The organism is Pseudomonas sp. R3.Fl (assembly GCF_023516765.1).
Taxonomy (GTDB): Bacteria; Pseudomonadota; Gammaproteobacteria; order Pseudomonadales; family Pseudomonadaceae; genus Pseudomonas; species Pseudomonas citronellolis.
Map to the genome: position 1 here is coordinate 658737 of NZ_JAMGSO010000001.1, position 14164 is coordinate 672900.

Consider the following 14164-nt stretch of genomic DNA (forward strand, 5'->3'; position numbering starts at 1 on the left):
GTTCGCGTCCAGAAAAAAGGGGTTCTACCGACCGACAGGCGACCGGCTCGGCGAAGAACTTAAATGCTGCCTCATGCGCCCTGGCTCCGCCACCAGCTCTGCGCCGCCAGGCCGTCCTGGATCTTCTGCTCCTGGCGCGCCAGTTGCGTCTGCCATTGCTCCAGGCGCGATTCGATGACCTGCTCCAGCACCTTCTCGCCGCGCATGGCCTGCAGCAGCTCGCCCTGGATGCGCTCCAGCGTCTGCTCGGCCACTTCCAGCTCGCGCTTCTGCAGGGCCAGCATCCTGAACAGCGTGGCCTTGTACTGCTGCTGGTTGCCGCGCTGCAGCTCGGTGCTGGTGGGCACCACGAAGCCGCACAGGCGCGTCAGGCCGGTGATGTTGTTGCGGTAGCGCTGGCACAGGCCGCGCTGGTAGTTCACCCGGCCGAGCATCTCGCGCACGCGGTTGCTCCGCACGCTGGCCAGGCGGCGCAGGGTGTCGATCTGTTCCTTCATAGCCGCAGGGCCTGTTGCAGGTGTTCGAGGCTGGCGGCCAGGTCGGCGCCTTCGTTGACTTCCTGGCGCAGGAAGCGCTCCAGCGCCGGGGCCAGTTGCACGGCGCGGTCAGTGCGGGCGTCCAGGCCGGCGGTGTAGCCGCCCAGGGGAATGAGTTCGCGGATTTTCTCGTAGCTGCCATGCAGTTCCTTGAACTGCCGCGCCGCGCGCAGGTGCGCCGGCTCGCCGACCTGGGCCATGCAGCGGCTGACCGAGGCGCCGATGTCGATCGCCGGGTAGTGGCCGACGTCGGCCAGCCGGCGCGACAGCACGATATGGCCGTCGAGGATGGCGCGGGCGCTGTCGGCGATCGGGTCCTGCTGGTCGTCGCCCTCGGCCAGCACCGTGTACAGCGCGCTCAGGCTGCCGCTGCCGGCCACGCCGTTGCCGGCGCTTTCCACCAGCTCCGGGAGCATGCCGAACACCGACGGCGGGTAGCCCTTGGTGGCCGGCGGCTCACCCAGGGCCAGGGCGATCTCGCGCTGGGCCATGGCGTAGCGCGTCAGCGAATCCACCAGCAGCAGCACGTCGCGGCCCTGGTCGCGGAAGTAGGCGGCGATGCTGTGGCACAGCTCGGTGGCCTTCAGGCGCATCAGCGGCGATTCGTTGGCCGGCGCCACCACCACCACGGCCTTGCGCCGGCCTTCCTCGCCGAGGGAGTGCTGGATGAATTCCTGCACCTCGCGGCCACGCTCGCCGATCAAGCCGACCACCACCACTTCGGCCTTGGTCTGCCGGGTGATCATGCCCAGCAGCACGCTCTTGCCCACCCCGCTGCCGGCGAACAGGCCGACGCGCTGGCCCTTGCCGAGGGTCAGCAGGGCATTGATGGCGCGCACGCCGACGTCCAGCGCCTCGGTCACCGGGCGGCGCTTGAGCGGGTTGACCGTGGGCAGCTGCGCCGAGAGCGCGTCGCGCCCGCCCAGGCGGCCGCGTTCGTCCAGGGGTTCGCCGAGGCCGTTGACCACCCGCCCCAGCCAGGATTCGTCGATGCGCAGCGCGGCCTGTTCCTCGGCCGGGAACACCCGCGAGCCGGCGGCCAGGCCCACCGGCTTCTTGAACGGCATCAGGTAGGTGGTGTCGCGGTTGAAGCCGACCACCTGGGCGTCCAGCAGGCTGCCGTCGGCCTGTTCCACCAGGCAGCGCTGGCCGGTGGCGCGGCGGCAGCCGAGGCTTTCCAGCAGCAGCCCGGAGACGCGCACCAGGCGCCCGCTGACCTTGGCCAGCTGCACCGAGTCCAGCGAGCGCAGGGCCTGGTCGACGTCGAGGCTGAAGCTTTCGCCCAGGGCCATGCTCAGTCGTCGCCCAGCAGGTGTTCGCCGAGCACCTGCATGCAGCTGTCCAGGCGCTGCTGGCAGCCGATGTCGGTTTCTTCCTCGGCGGTGAGCAGGCGGCATTCGCCCAGGGCCAGGCGCTCGTCGGGCACCAGGCGCCAGGCGGCGGCGCGCTCCGGCGCCAGCTCGCGGATGCGCGCGCACTCCTCGGGGTTGAGCAGCAGTTGCACGCTGTCCGGCTGTTCCGGCATGGCCGCCAGGGCCTCGTCGGCCAGGCTCAGCAGTTGCGTGGGGTGCAGCGTCAACTCGCAGCGGATGACCTGCCGCGCCACCTTCTGCACCAGTTCCAGCAGTTGCTCGCGGCGCTGCGCCTCGAAGGCCTCGGCGAAGCGGCGGAATTCCTCGCACAGCCGGTCCAGCGGCTGGGCGGCGGTCTCGAAGACGCGGCGGCCCTCCTCGCGGCCTTCCTCGCGCCCCTGGCGCAGGCCTTCCTGGCGGCCCAGGCGCAAGCCCTCTTCATGGCCGGCCTCGCGGCCCTGCTCCAGGCCTTCGCGGTAGCCCTTGTCGCTGCCCTGCTGGTAGCCGTCGGCCACCGCCTTCTGCAGCTCGGCCGGGTCGCCGCCCTGCCATTGCTCCTGCAACGCCCCGCTGCAGCGCGGCGGGAAGCGGTACGGCCGCCAGTCGCGGGCGCCGCCGCGGATCACCTTGACCGTCATGGGCGCCTCACTCCACCGTCTGTTCGCGGAACAGCTGCAGCTGGATCTCGCCTTCGGCGGCCAGCTCGCGGACCATCGCCATGATGTCGCGGCGCACCTGCTCGACACGGCTCAGCGGCACCGGGCCCTGGCGGCGCTTGATGGCGTCCATCTGCTGCGCCTGGCGCTTGGGCATGGCGCCCTGGATGGCCTTGACCAGCGCCGGCTCCGCGCCCTTGAGCGCCACCACCCACTCTTCCAGGGGAATGGCTTCGAGCAGCGCCTGCAGGGTGTCCTGGCTCTGCCGGGAGAGGATGAAGAAGTCGTACATCTCTTCCTCGATGCGCTCCACCAGGCCGGAATCATGGCTGCGCAGCAGCTCGAACATCTGGTTCCGGTCGCCCTTGAAGCGGTTCATGATGTCCGCCGCCTGCTTGATGCCGCGCACCTGCGAGCCCTGGGTGGAGAGCACCGCCAGGCTGCGGTCGATCAGTTGCTCCAGCTCGGCGATGACCTCGCCGCTGACCTCGCTGAGGTTGGCGATGCGGTACAGCAGCTCGTCCTGGCGCTCGGCCGGCAGGCATTCGAGCACCTGGCTGGCCATCGACGGCGGCAGGAAGGCGAGGAACACCGCCTGCATCTGCGCGTGCTCGTTGGCGATGAGGGCGGCGAACTGCTTGGGGTCCAGCCATTCCAGGCGGGCCATGCGGGCGCGGATTTCCTCGCCGTAGATGCTGTCCAGCAGGCTGCGGGTGATGTCGCTGCCCAGGGCCTTGCCGAGCATGCCGGCGAGGTAGCCGCGGGAGGCGCCCTTGATGCTGCTCTGCTCCTTGTAGTCCTCGAAGAAGCGGCCGATCACGTCCGAGACCATGGGCAGCTTGACGTTGTTCAGCCGCGCCATGGCCTGGCTGATGCTGATGATTTCCTCGCGGGAGAAGTGCCGCAGCACCCCGGCCGAGGTCTCGTCGCCCATGCTCAGCATGAGGATCGCCGCCTGCTCCATGGAGCTCATGGCGCGCCGGCGCACCGGCACACGCGCTTCGTCAGCCGACGGGGTTGAGGTCTCGCTCATTGCGCCCTATCCATTGCTTGATCACTTCGGAGACCCGCTCGGGATCGTTCTTGGCGAGCATCTGCAGGTGCTCGATCTGGTGTTCCAGGCCCGAGCCCGGCGCCGGCAGGCGGATTTCCGAGAGCGGGTTGAGTTCGCTGAACACGCCCAGGGCGCGCGGCGCATCGCCGACCCGCGCCAGCAGGCGTTCGCCGTGCTCGTTGCCCAGCAGCGTGCCCATGCCCTCCTCGCCCGTGGCCGGCACCGGCTTGCGCTGGGTCAGGCTGCGCACCGCGGGGCGCACCACCAGCAGCAGCAACAGCAGGCTGACCAGGCTGAACACGCCCAGGCGCACCCAGCCCTGCAGCTGGGCGTCGTCCCACCAGTGCACAGGTTCGTCCAGCGGCGCGGCGGCGACGAAGGGCAGCACCGAGAGCGACAGGCTGTCGCCGCGCGCGGCGTTGAAGCCCACGGCGTTCTTCACCGCCAGCTCCAGCTGCTTGCGGGTTTCCTCGCTCCAGCCGCCCTCGGGAGCCGCGGCGGCGTTGATCATCACCGCCACGCTCTGCTGGCGCAGGTTGAAGGGCGCGTGCTTGACGTGGGTGATGTTCTGGTCGTAGTCGAGCTGGCGGTTGGATTCCTTGCGCTGCGAGGTGGCCGCCTTGTCCTGGGTGTTATTGGCTGGCGCGGCGCCGGCCTGGGCGTTGCCCTGGCCCTGCTGCGGCTCCGGCGGCTTGACCGGCGCGCGGTTGCTCAGCGAGCCGGGCACGCCCAGGGCCAGTTCGTCCAGGGTGCTGTCGTCGCGCAGGGTCTCGCGGCGCAGGCGCGGCGTGTCGCCGTAGCTCTGCAGCGTCTCTTCCTTCTGGCTGAAGTCGATGTCGGCGGCCACGCTGACGCGGTAGTTGCCCGGCCCGACGATGGGCGCCAGCACCTGTTCGACGTTGGCCACCGCCTTCTGCTGGAAGTCGTCCACCAGCTGGCCGTTCTGCTGCGCCCCGCCCCAGGCGGCGAGCCCGCGGGAGAGCAGCACGCCGTGCTGGTCGACCACGCTGACGTTGTCCGGCTGCAGCTGCGGCACGCTGTTGGCCACCAGGTTGACCACCGCCGCCACCTGCTCCGGCTTGGGCCGGAAGCCCGGGGCCAGTTGCAGCATCACCGAGGCCTTGGCCGGCTCGCGCTGGCTGACCACGAAGGAGCTCTGCTGGTCGATGGCCAGGTGCACGCGAGCCTGCTGCACCCCTTCCATGGCCATCACGGTGCGCGCCAGCTCGCCTTCCAGGCTGCGCTTCAGGCGCACGTCCTGGACGAACTGGCTGGTGCCCAGCGGCTCGTCCTTGTCGAACAGTTCGTAGCCGGCCGGCACCGCGACCTTCACGCCCTTGGCCGCCAGCAGCATGCGCGCCCGCGCCAGCTGGTCGTCGCGCACCAGCACCTGGCCGCTCTGCGGGTGCAGGCGGTAGGCGATGCTGTCGGCGTCCAGCACCTGCATCACCTCGGCCGCCGGGTAGGCTTCGCCGGCGCCGTACAGCGGGTGGAAGGCGCCCTGGTCGCGCCACAGGTACCAGGTGCTGCCCAGGGCCAGCAGCGCGGCGCCGCCGGCCAGGCCCAGCAGGCTCAGGCGCGGGTCCAGGCGCAGCTTGCCCAGGGGCAGGCGGTCTTTGATCTTCTGCAGCACGGTTCAGCCCTTGTGCGCCGTCACAGCGGCATGTTCATGACTTGGTCGAAAGCGGTGGTGAGCTTGTTGCGCACCTGCAGCAAGGCGCTGAAGGACACGCTGGCCTGCTGGCCCTGGACCATGGCGCCGGCGAGGTCGTCGCTGCGCCCGGCGTCCACCGCGGCCATGGCCTCGCTGGCCTGGTGCTGCTGGGCGTCGACGGCGCGCAGGGCGTCCTCGAAGGCGTTGCCGAAGCCCGGCTCGGCGCCGGGGGCCTCGCTGGCCGGGCGGATGGGCGCCGCCGACAGCGCGCGCAATTGCTGCATCTGCCCGAGCATCTCGCTGCGGGCCTGCTCGATGGGGTTCATGGCGACTCTCGTTTCAGAAGGACAGGTTCACGCCCTGCTCGCGCATGGCGTTGAGGCGGTAGCGCAGGGCCCGCGGCGTCATGCCGAGGCTTTCCGCGGCCTTGGTCTTGTGCCCGCCGAAGCGGCGGATGGTATCGATCACGTGCTGGTACTCGGCCCACTTGCCGCTGGCGCGCAGGGCCGCCTTGCCGCCCTCGCCCGGCAGCGGCACCGCCGCGGCCACGCTGGCCAGCTGCTCGGCCGGCGGCGCGAGCCCCAGGTCGCGCGGCTGGATGAACAGCCCGGCGCGCAGCACCAGGGCGCGCTGGATGACGTTCTCCAGCTCGCGCACGTTGCCCGGCCAGTCGTGGGCCAGCAGGGCCTGCCGCGCCGCTTCGGTGAGCAGCTCGGCGTGGCGCTCCTGGGGCGCGTACTGCTGGATGAAGCGCTGCGCCAGGGGCAGGATGTCGTCCTTGCGCTCGCGCAGCGGGCTGATGTGCAGCGGCAGCACGTCGAGGCGGAACATCAGGTCGGCGCGGAAGCGCCCGGCGCTGACTTCTTCCTGCAGGTCGCGGTTGGTGGCGGCGATGACGCGCACGTTCAGGCGGATCTCGCGCTGCCCGCCCAGGCGCTCCACGCGCTGCTCCTGCAGCACGCGCAGCAGCTTGGCCTGCAGGCCCAGGGGCAGTTCGCCGATCTCGTCCAGCAGCAGGGTGCCGCCGTTGGCCTGCTCGAACTTGCCCGGCTGGGCGCTGACCGCGCCGGTGAAGGCGCCGCGCTCATGGCCGAAGAGGATGGATTCGAGCATCTGCTCGGGGATGGCGGCGCAGTTCACCGCCACGAAGGGCGCCTGCGGCTCGGCGGAGAAGCGGTGGATGTAGCGCGCCATCAGCTCCTTGCCGGTGCCGGTCTCGCCAGTGATCAGGATCGGCGCGCGGGTCTGCGCCACGCGCTGGGCCAGCGCCAGCAGGCGGCGCCCGGCGCGCGACTGCGAGACGAAGCCCTCGCCGGCCACCGCCGCCTGTTCCTGGCGGTGCAGCAGCGCGGCCAGCTGGCTCTCGCTGAAGGGCGCCAGCAGGTAGTCGATGCAGCCCATCTCCAGCAGCTGGGCGGCCATTTCCTGGTCGGCGTATTCCACCACCGGCACCAGGCTCAGCTGCGGCACGCGCTGCAGCAGTTCGCCGATCTGCGGGAAGCTGCGTTGCGGGCGGCGCTCGGCGAAGACGAAGACCGGGCCACAGGCTGCGAGGTCGACGGCGTCCAGCCCGGCCGCGTTCTTCACCCGCAGCACGCGCCGGCCCAGGCGCGCCAGGCCGTCATTGAGCAGGTCCAGGCCGATCTCGCCGGCGCCGCCGACGATCACCACCTGTTGCTCCGCCAGGCTGGCTTCTTCATTGCAACTGGCCAATTGACTGAACTGTTTCAATGCAACTTTCCTGCGTCTGGACCGCCCTCGGGACGGCACTCGGTTATTCCATCGAAGCCATGGCGGCGATGAACTTTCATTTGCCGGCAGGCAGTGGCCGAATGAACTTCCGGCCGCTATAGGAAGGAATTACCGAACACCTTCCCTTTTATTACGAAGGGGCCTTAAGGAATGAGTTTTTCCTGTCGCCCTTCAACTGTGCGAGGGAACTTTTCCAGCAGAACCTCGTCACAGGCGCAACGTTAACCAGCGCACACGGCGACCGCCGAGTCAGTTTTCGTCAAATCCGCTCAGGCGCCCGCGAATGACGATCAAAAACCTCATTTGATATCTATTGATTTAACCGCCAGGGCCCGCCTGCCTAGACTTCCGCCCCATCCGCAGGCTCTGCCGCGCGCCGAACCGGTGCCCGCGGCGAGCACCCAAGGTTCGCCCCGCGCAGCCCCCGGCCACGCACCGGCGAACACCTGCGCAGCCCCACTTCCGGAAGTCGACCCAACCCATGACTGGCCAATCCAAAGTCCACCACGGCGTGCCCTCGGAAAGACTCGTGCGCCTGCAGCCGCACAAGTTGGGCCGGCATTACCACAAGGTTCCGCAATATATTCGCGAGATCGCCCACAAGCATCCGCGCATCATCAGCGATTATTTCCTGCGTAGTTACCGCATCAACCTGGAACTGCAGAAAGTCGACGTCCAGGAAAGTGTGCCGCGGCCGGCCGAATGCATCTTCCGCTGCCCTTCCGGCAAGGTCGGTTTCGCCATCGACCGCCCGCTGCTGACCGAAGCCCTGGAGTGCTACTACGGCGGCACCTCGCTGCCCAGCCACGACACCCCGCCGATCAGCACCTCCGAGCAGCGCATGCGCAAGCGCCTGGGGGTGGACGTGACCCAGCTGTTCGCCCGCTCGCTGCTGCTGGGCGACACCTTCGGCGAGCTGACGCCCCACGACAACGACTACGAGCTGGTGAGCTGGGAGTACGTGGCCGAGTTCCACTTCCTCAGCCACATCACCGGCAGCCAGGCCTCGCTGTTCATCTACCTGGACGCCGAGCTGGCCGACGCGCTCACCACCCGCCTGGCCGGCCCGCCGCCGGCGCGCCTGGGCGGCAGCCCGGCGCAGCATCTATTGCACCTGCCGGTGCGCCTGGACTGCGTCATCGCCGCGCTGCAGATGCCGCTGGCCCAGGCCCTGCAGCTGCGCCCCGGGGACATCCTGCCGGTGCGCCTGCTGGAGCGCTGCGAGGTGCAGGTGAACCAGCAGAAACTCTTCCGCGGCACCCTCTTCGAAGAAGACGGCGGCCTCTTCCTGACCTCCCTCGAGAGCGTGAAAAGCCCATGAGCCAAGTCACCGACAGCGAACTGGACAACCTCCTCAACGACGCCGGCCTGGCCCTGGACGAGGCGCCGGCGGCCGCCCCCGAGGCGCTGGCCGCGCCGCGCCAGGACCTGAGCTTCTTCGGCAAGATTCCGGTGAACCTCACCCTGGAGGTGGCCTCCACCGAGATTTCCCTGAAGGAGCTGATGGAGGTCGACGCCTCCAGCGTCATCGTCCTCGACAAGCTGGCCGGCGAGCCGCTGGACCTGAAGGTCAACGGCGCGCTGTTCGCCAAGGCCGAGGTGGTGGTGATGAACGGCAACTACGGCCTGCGCGTGCTGGAACTGTGCGGCGCCGGCCTGGACGACCTGGCCCGATGAAGCGCGCGCGGCACTGGCTGGCCCTGGGCCTGGCGCTGGCCGGCATGCTGCCCGGCGTGGTGCTGGCCGCCGGCGGCGAGATTTCCCTGCTGAGCCTGAACGACACCGGCCACGGCCAGGAGCTGAGCGTGAAGCTGCAGATTCTGGTGGTGATGACGCTGCTCGGGCTGCTGCCGGCCATGCTGCTGATGATGACCAGCTTCACCCGCTTCATCATCGTGCTGGCCATCCTGCGCCAGGCCATGGGCCTGCAGCAGAGCCCGCCGAACAACGTGCTGGTGGGCATCGCCCTGTGCATGACGCTGCTGGTCATGCGCCCGGTGTGGAAGGAGGTGTACACCGAGGCCTACGAGCCCTTCCAGGCCGACGCCATCACCCTGGAGGAAGGCCTGGGCAAGGCCAAGGCCAGCCTCAGCCGCTTCATGCTCGCGCAGACCGGCAAGACCTCGCTGGACACTCTGCTGGCCCTGGCCGGCGAGAAGATGCCGGCGGACAAGGCCGACCTGGACTTCTCCCTGCTGCTGCCGGCCTACGTGCTCAGCGAGCTGAAGACCGCCTTCCAGCTCGGCTTCATGATCTTCGTGCCCTTCCTGGTCATCGACCTGGTGGTGGCCAGCGTGCTCATGGCCATGGGCATGATGATGCTCTCGCCGATGATGATCTCGCTGCCGTTCAAGCTCATGGTGTTCGTCCTGGTCGACGGCTGGGCGCTGCTGATGGGCACCCTCACCTCCAGCATCCAGCCGTTCTGAGGCCACCATGCTCACCCCGGAATACGCCGTCGAGATCATCGCCAACGCCGTGCACATCACCGCCATCGTGGTCTGCGTGCTGGTCCTGCCGAGCCTGCTCGGCGGCCTGCTGGTGAGCATCTTCCAGGCCGCCACGCAGATCAACGAGCAGATGCTCAGCTTCCTCCCGCGGCTGCTGATCACCCTGGGCATGCTGGTGTTCGCCGGGCACTGGATACTGCGCACCCTCAGCGACCTGTTCATCGAGACCTTCAAGCAGGCCGGGCACCTGGTCGGCTAGCCATGCACGCCAACGAGTCGCTGCTGCAGGCCAGCCAGTACCTGCAGGAACTGCAGCGCTACTGGTGGCCGTTCTGCCGGATCATGGCCATGCTCGCCATGGCGCCGCTGCTCAACCACCGCTCGCTGCCGCGCCAGGTGCGCATCCTCCTGGCCATCGGCCTGACCCTCGCGCTGGCCGGCGCCCTGCCCCGCCCGCCGGCCATCGAGGCGCTGTCGGCCGAAGGGCTGCTGGCGGCGCTGGAGCAGATCGCCGTGGGCGCCGTGCTGGGCCTTGCGCTGCAGCTGGTGTTCGTGATCTTCAGCCTGGTCGGCGAGGTGGTGTCCACCCAGATGGGCATGGCCATGGCGCGCTACAACGACCCGGTGAACGGCGTGTCCTCGTCCTCGGTGGTCGGCCAGCTGTACTTCCTGCTGCTGGCCCTGCTGTTCCTCGCCAGCGACGGCCACCTGCTGGTGGTCAGCGTGCTCTACCAGAGCTTCCACTACTGGCCGGTGGGCGGCGGCCTGGCCTACGCCGGCTTCGCCACCCTGGCCTACGCCCTGGCCTGGGTGTTCTCCGCGGCCACCCTGATCAGCCTGCCGCTGGCCTTCTGCATGTTCCTCGTGCAGTTCTGCTTCGGCCTGCTCAACCGCATCTCGGCGGCGATGAACCTGTTCTCCCTGGGCTTCCCCATGGCCATCCTCACCGGTCTCGCGTGCATCCGCCTGACCCTGTCGGACCTGCCCGACACCTACCTGCAGCTCACCCGCGCGCTGCTGGACAACCTCGGCCAGCTGCTGCGAGGCACCGGCCATGGCTGAACAGGGCGGCTCCCAGGAAAAGACCGAAGAGGCCAGCGAGCACAAGCTGCGCCAGAGCCGGCAGAAGGGCCAGGTGCCGCGTTCCAAGGACCTGGCCGGCACCGTGGCGCTGCTCTGCACCCTGCTGGTGCTCAAGGCCTGCGTCGGGCGCTTCTTCGACGGCCTGGCCGACAGCTTCCGCTTCGCCTACCTGGACCTGAACCGCAGCGAGGTGGGCCTGGACGACCTGGCGCTGATCCTCGGCCAGCACATCTGGCTGATGGTCCAGCTGCTGCTGCCGCTGCTGCTCACCCCGCTGCTGGTGGTGGCCTTCGGCATGGTCCCCGGCGGCTGGATATTCGCCTCGGCCAACCTGGCCTTCAAGGCCAGCAAGCTCAACCCCATCACGGGTCTTGCGCGGATGTTCTCGCTGCAGAACCTCACCGAGCTGCTCAAGTCGCTGCTGAAGATGGCGGTGCTGCTGGGCGTGGCCTGGTACCTGCTGCTGGACGCCCTGCCGCAGCTCATCGCCCTGCAGCGCAGCGACATCCGCAGCGCCATCGGCGGCGCCCTGGGCCTGCTGTTCGACACCCTGATCGGCCTGCTGACGGTGTTCGTGTTCTTCGCCCTGCTGGACATCCCGCTGCAGCGCTTCCTGTTCCGCAAACGCATGCGCATGACCAAGCAGGAGCGCCGCGAGGAGCACAAGACCCAGGAAGGCCGCCCGGAAGTGAAGGCGCGCATCCGCCAGGTGCAGCGCCAGTTGCTGCAGCGCCAGATCAACCGCGTGCTGCCCAAGGCCGACGTGGTGCTGACCAACCCGACGCACTTCGCCGTGGCCCTCAAGTACGACCCGAATAAGGCCCAGGCGCCCTACGTGCTGGCCCGCGGCATGGACGACATGGCCCTGTACATCCGCCAGATGGCCGCCAGGCACAATCTTGAAGTACTGGAAGTGCCGCCGCTGACCCGCGCCATCTACTTCAGCACCCAGGTCAACCAGCAGATTCCGGCCGGGCTGTACACCGCCGTGGCCCACGTCCTCACCTACATCCTGCAGCTGCGCGCCTACCGCCAGGGGCGAAGACAGCGCAAGCCGGAACTGGCCAAGAACCTCCCCATCCCCGACAGCCTGGCAAGCAGAGGCCAACCATGAACTTCCTCGAGCAGCTCCTGCCGACACTGCGCAGCGGGCGGATCGGCATCCCGCTGGTCATCCTCTCCATCCTCGCGATGATCATCCTGCCGCTGCCGCCGCTGCTGCTGGACGTGCTCTTCACCTTCAACATCGGCATCGCCCTGCTGGTGCTGATGGTCAGCGTGTCCTCGCGCAGCCCGCTGGACTTCTCGCTGCTGCCCACGGTGGTGCTGGTCACCACCCTGCTGCGGCTGTCGCTGAACGTGGCCTCCTCGCGGGTGGTGCTGCTCGACGGGCACACCGGCTCGGCGGCCGCCGGCAAGGTGATCGAGGCCTTCGGCCACGTGGTCATCGGCGGCAACTTCATCGTCGGCCTGATCGTCTTCGTGATCCTCACCATCATCAACTTCATGGTCATCACCAAGGGCGGCGAGCGCATCTCCGAGGTCACCGCGCGCTTCACCCTGGACGCCCTGCCGGGCAAGCAGATGTCCATCGACGCCGACCTCAACGCCGGCCTGATCGACCAGGCCGAGGCCAAGAAGCGCCGCGCCGAGGTGTCCAAGGAGGCCGACTTCTACGGGGCCATGGACGGCGCCAGCAAGTTCGTCCGCGGCGACGCCATCGCCGGCATCCTGATCCTGCTGATCAACCTGTTCGGCGGCGTGGCCATCGGCGTGTTCGTCTACGCCATGGCCGGCGCCGACGCCTTCCGCCAGTACGCCCTGCTGACCATCGGCGACGGCCTGGCGGCGCAGATTCCGGCGCTGCTGCTGTCCACCGCGGCGGCGATCATCATCACGCGGGTCAACGAGTCGGCAGAGATCACCGCGCTGGTGCGCCGGCAGATGCTCGCTTCGCCCTCGCTGCTGTACACGGTGGCGGGCATAGTCACGGTGCTGGCGATAGTGCCGGGCATGCCGCACCTGGCGTTCTTCGGCTTCGCCGCGCTGATCGCCTTCGTCGCCTGGCGCGTGTCCCTGGCCGAGCCGCCGGACGAGGCGCAGAGCCTGGAGCAGGTCGAGGCCATCGGCAAGGCCATGGACCAGGAACGCGCCCAGCAGCTGGGCTGGGAAGACATCCCGCTGGTGGAGCGGCTGTCCATCTCCCTGGGCTACAAGCTGGTCGGGCTGGTCAACGAGGCCGGCGGCGCGCCCCTGGTGCAGCGCGTGCGCGGGGTGCGCCAGACGCTGTCGGAGAGCCTGGGCTTCCTGCTGCCGGAAATCCACATCCGCGACAGCCTGCGGCTGAAGGCCTCGCAGTACGCCATCCACATCAGCGGCGAGCGCATCGACGGCGCCGAGCTGCACGCCGACCGCCTGATGGCCATCCCCTCGGCGGAAACCTACGGCGAGGTCGACGGCATCCTCGGCCACGACCCGGCCTACCTGATGCCGGTGGTGTGGATCCGCCCGGAAGACAAGCCGCGCGCGCTCAACCTGGGCTACCAGGTGATCGACTGCGCCAGCGTCATCGCCACCCACCTGAACAAGGTGATCCGCGAGCACCTGCCGGACATCTTCAAGCACGACGACGTCGAGCACCTGATGCAGCGCCTGGCGGCCCAGGCGCCGAAGCTCGCCGAGCACCTGCGCGCGCAGCTGAGCTTCAGCCTGCAGCACCGGGTGTACCGCCAGCTGCTGCAGGAACAGGTGCCGCTGCGCGACCTGGTGAGCATCGCCACCACCCTGGTGGAAGCCGCCGAAACCACCAAGGACCCGGTGCTGCTGGCTTCCGACGTGCGCTACGCGCTGCGCCGCAGCATCGTCTCGGGCATCGCCGGGGAGCGCGGCGAGCTGTCGGTGTTCATCCTCGACAACAACCTGGAGAACACCCTGCTCAGCGCCCTGGCCATCGCCCAGCAGGCCGGCCCGGTGAGCCTGGACAACATCCCGGTGGAGCCGAACCTGCTCAACCAGTTGCAGAACACCATGCCGGTGGTGAAGGAGAAGCTGCGCAAGGAAGGCCACCCACCGATCCTCACCGTGATGCCGCAGCTGCGCCCGCTGCTGGCGCGTTATGCAAGGGTCTTCAGCCCGGGACTGCACGTGCTGTCGCAGAACGAGATACCCGAGCGGGTGGCGGTGAACGTCCTCGGCACCCTCGGCTGATCAGTTGGGCGTCGGGCTGCGACGCCCGGCGCGCAGCTCGGTCATCAGCTCGTTGAAGGAAACCGACGGCTGCTCCAGCGCAAGGCCGGCCTCGTACTGGCCGGTCTGGGCGTTCTCCCCCGACCACACGCAGCGCACCTTCACCAGCGCCTCGCGCATGCGCTCCTCGCGGTCACGCATGCGCAGGCGCAGCTCCAGCTGGCTGTCCGGCGCCAGCAGCACATCGCAGCGGATCTTCAGGCCGCTTTCGGAAAGGTCGGCGACATAGCCGAGCAGCTCGCCGCCAGCGTCGAGCACGCGGATGCGGAACATGGAGCGGAATACGATACGGTTGTGCTGGCGCATACCCGACCTCGTCGTGCGGGGGATTTGAAATGCAGGGCGACCGGGGGGCGGGAGAATTTAAGCCGCGTTTTGCGA

15 protein-coding genes are annotated in these 14164 nt (G+C 68.8%); 7 read left to right on the top strand and 8 right to left on the bottom strand.

The genetic code is table 11. From position 1 onward, the window contains the following. Positions 1-71: 71 nt before the first annotated feature. The 7 genes from M8R19_RS02695 to M8R19_RS02725 are packed head-to-tail and all read right to left on the bottom strand — an operon-like array spanning position 72 to position 6983. A complete protein-coding gene (locus M8R19_RS02695) occupies positions 72-497 on the bottom strand; it encodes a flagellar FliJ family protein (protein WP_009622775.1) in 426 nt (141 codons plus the stop codon). Then, positions 494-1828: a flagellar protein export ATPase FliI gene (gene fliI / locus M8R19_RS02700; protein ID WP_043271849.1), complete on the bottom strand. Its 1335-nt coding sequence runs from the start codon at positions 1826-1828 to the stop codon at positions 494-496. Before fliI ends, M8R19_RS02695 begins: the two co-directional genes overlap by 4 nt. Positions 1829-1830: 2 nt before the next feature. Further along, a complete protein-coding gene (fliH, locus tag M8R19_RS02705) occupies positions 1831-2526 on the bottom strand; it encodes a flagellar assembly protein FliH (protein WP_009622779.1) in 696 nt (231 codons plus the stop codon). Between the two features lie 7 nt (positions 2527-2533). Further along, entirely contained in the window at positions 2534-3577 is a 1044-nt protein-coding gene (locus M8R19_RS02710; protein WP_009622780.1) for a FliG C-terminal domain-containing protein, read from the bottom strand. Further along, positions 3549-5231, bottom strand: coding sequence for a flagellar basal-body MS-ring/collar protein FliF (fliF, locus tag M8R19_RS02715; protein ID WP_249916933.1), 1683 nt, complete (start codon positions 5229-5231; stop codon positions 3549-3551). The genes M8R19_RS02710 and fliF overlap by 29 nt, the downstream gene beginning before the upstream one ends. A gap of 20 nt (positions 5232-5251) precedes the next feature. Next, on the bottom strand, positions 5252-5578 hold the full coding sequence (gene fliE, locus M8R19_RS02720; protein WP_064582861.1) for a flagellar hook-basal body complex protein FliE: 327 nt from the start codon (positions 5576-5578) through the stop codon (positions 5252-5254). 13 nt (positions 5579-5591) lie between these two features. Beyond that, positions 5592-6983 (bottom strand): sigma-54 dependent transcriptional regulator, encoded by a 1392-nt coding sequence (locus M8R19_RS02725; RefSeq protein ID WP_249916934.1) that lies wholly within the window; start codon positions 6981-6983, stop codon positions 5592-5594. A gap of 502 nt (positions 6984-7485) precedes the next feature. Between M8R19_RS02725 and M8R19_RS02730 the strand changes: the two genes are divergently transcribed. From M8R19_RS02730 to M8R19_RS02760, 7 genes are read left to right on the top strand one after another with little or no spacing between them, the layout of a single operon-like run. Next, positions 7486-8325 (top strand): FliM/FliN family flagellar motor switch protein, encoded by an 840-nt coding sequence (locus M8R19_RS02730; RefSeq protein WP_249916935.1) that lies wholly within the window; start codon positions 7486-7488, stop codon positions 8323-8325. Beyond that, positions 8322-8681, top strand: coding sequence for a FliM/FliN family flagellar motor switch protein (locus tag M8R19_RS02735; RefSeq protein WP_249916936.1), 360 nt, complete (start codon positions 8322-8324; stop codon positions 8679-8681). Before M8R19_RS02730 ends, M8R19_RS02735 begins: the two co-directional genes overlap by 4 nt. Further along, positions 8678-9433: a flagellar type III secretion system pore protein FliP gene (fliP, locus tag M8R19_RS02740; protein ID WP_074981815.1), complete on the top strand. Its 756-nt coding sequence runs from the start codon at positions 8678-8680 to the stop codon at positions 9431-9433. The genes M8R19_RS02735 and fliP overlap by 4 nt, the downstream gene beginning before the upstream one ends. Positions 9434-9440: 7 nt before the next feature. Further along, positions 9441-9713: a flagellar biosynthetic protein FliQ gene (locus M8R19_RS02745; protein WP_009622793.1), complete on the top strand. Its 273-nt coding sequence runs from the start codon at positions 9441-9443 to the stop codon at positions 9711-9713. Positions 9714-9715: 2 nt separating this feature from the next. Continuing rightward, entirely contained in the window at positions 9716-10516 is an 801-nt protein-coding gene (fliR, locus tag M8R19_RS02750; RefSeq protein WP_249916937.1) for a flagellar biosynthetic protein FliR, read from the top strand. After that, the gene (locus tag M8R19_RS02755; RefSeq protein WP_249916938.1) at positions 10509-11651 is read left to right on the top strand and encodes an EscU/YscU/HrcU family type III secretion system export apparatus switch protein; all 1143 of its coding nucleotides are present in this window, start codon (positions 10509-10511) and stop codon (positions 11649-11651) included. The genes fliR and M8R19_RS02755 overlap by 8 nt, the downstream gene beginning before the upstream one ends. Beyond that, positions 11648-13744 (top strand): flagellar biosynthesis protein FlhA, encoded by a 2097-nt coding sequence (locus M8R19_RS02760; RefSeq protein WP_249916939.1) that lies wholly within the window; start codon positions 11648-11650, stop codon positions 13742-13744. The genes M8R19_RS02755 and M8R19_RS02760 overlap by 4 nt, the downstream gene beginning before the upstream one ends. Here the strand turns inward: M8R19_RS02760 and M8R19_RS02765 are convergent, their stop codons facing one another. Next, positions 13745-14089, bottom strand: coding sequence for a PilZ domain-containing protein (locus tag M8R19_RS02765; RefSeq protein WP_249916940.1), 345 nt, complete (start codon positions 14087-14089; stop codon positions 13745-13747). Positions 14090-14164: the final 75 nt, after the last annotated feature.

Bases quoted from the DNA above. Each gene is read 5' to 3' on its own strand.
- fliE (WP_064582861.1), bottom strand. From the start codon at position 5,578: ATGAACCCCATCGAGCAGGCCCGCAGCGAGATGCTCGGGCAGATGCAG.
- M8R19_RS02755 (WP_249916938.1), top strand. From the start codon at position 10,509: ATGGCTGAACAGGGCGGCTCCCAGGAAAAGACCGAAGAGGCCAGCGAG.
- fliP (WP_074981815.1), top strand. From the start codon at position 8,678: ATGAAGCGCGCGCGGCACTGGCTGGCCCTGGGCCTGGCGCTGGCCGGC.
- fliI (WP_043271849.1), bottom strand. From the start codon at position 1,828: ATGGCCCTGGGCGAAAGCTTCAGCCTCGACGTCGACCAGGCCCTGCGC.
- fliR (WP_249916937.1), top strand. From the start codon at position 9,716: ATGCACGCCAACGAGTCGCTGCTGCAGGCCAGCCAGTACCTGCAGGAA.
- M8R19_RS02710 (WP_009622780.1), bottom strand. From the start codon at position 3,577: ATGAGCGAGACCTCAACCCCGTCGGCTGACGAAGCGCGTGTGCCGGTG.
- M8R19_RS02760 (WP_249916939.1), top strand. From the start codon at position 11,648: ATGAACTTCCTCGAGCAGCTCCTGCCGACACTGCGCAGCGGGCGGATC.
- M8R19_RS02745 (WP_009622793.1), top strand. From the start codon at position 9,441: ATGCTCACCCCGGAATACGCCGTCGAGATCATCGCCAACGCCGTGCAC.
- M8R19_RS02695 (WP_009622775.1), bottom strand. From the start codon at position 497: ATGAAGGAACAGATCGACACCCTGCGCCGCCTGGCCAGCGTGCGGAGC.
- M8R19_RS02730 (WP_249916935.1), top strand. From the start codon at position 7,486: ATGACTGGCCAATCCAAAGTCCACCACGGCGTGCCCTCGGAAAGACTC.
- fliH (WP_009622779.1), bottom strand. From the start codon at position 2,526: ATGACGGTCAAGGTGATCCGCGGCGGCGCCCGCGACTGGCGGCCGTAC.
- M8R19_RS02765 (WP_249916940.1), bottom strand. From the start codon at position 14,089: ATGCGCCAGCACAACCGTATCGTATTCCGCTCCATGTTCCGCATCCGC.
- M8R19_RS02735 (WP_249916936.1), top strand. From the start codon at position 8,322: ATGAGCCAAGTCACCGACAGCGAACTGGACAACCTCCTCAACGACGCC.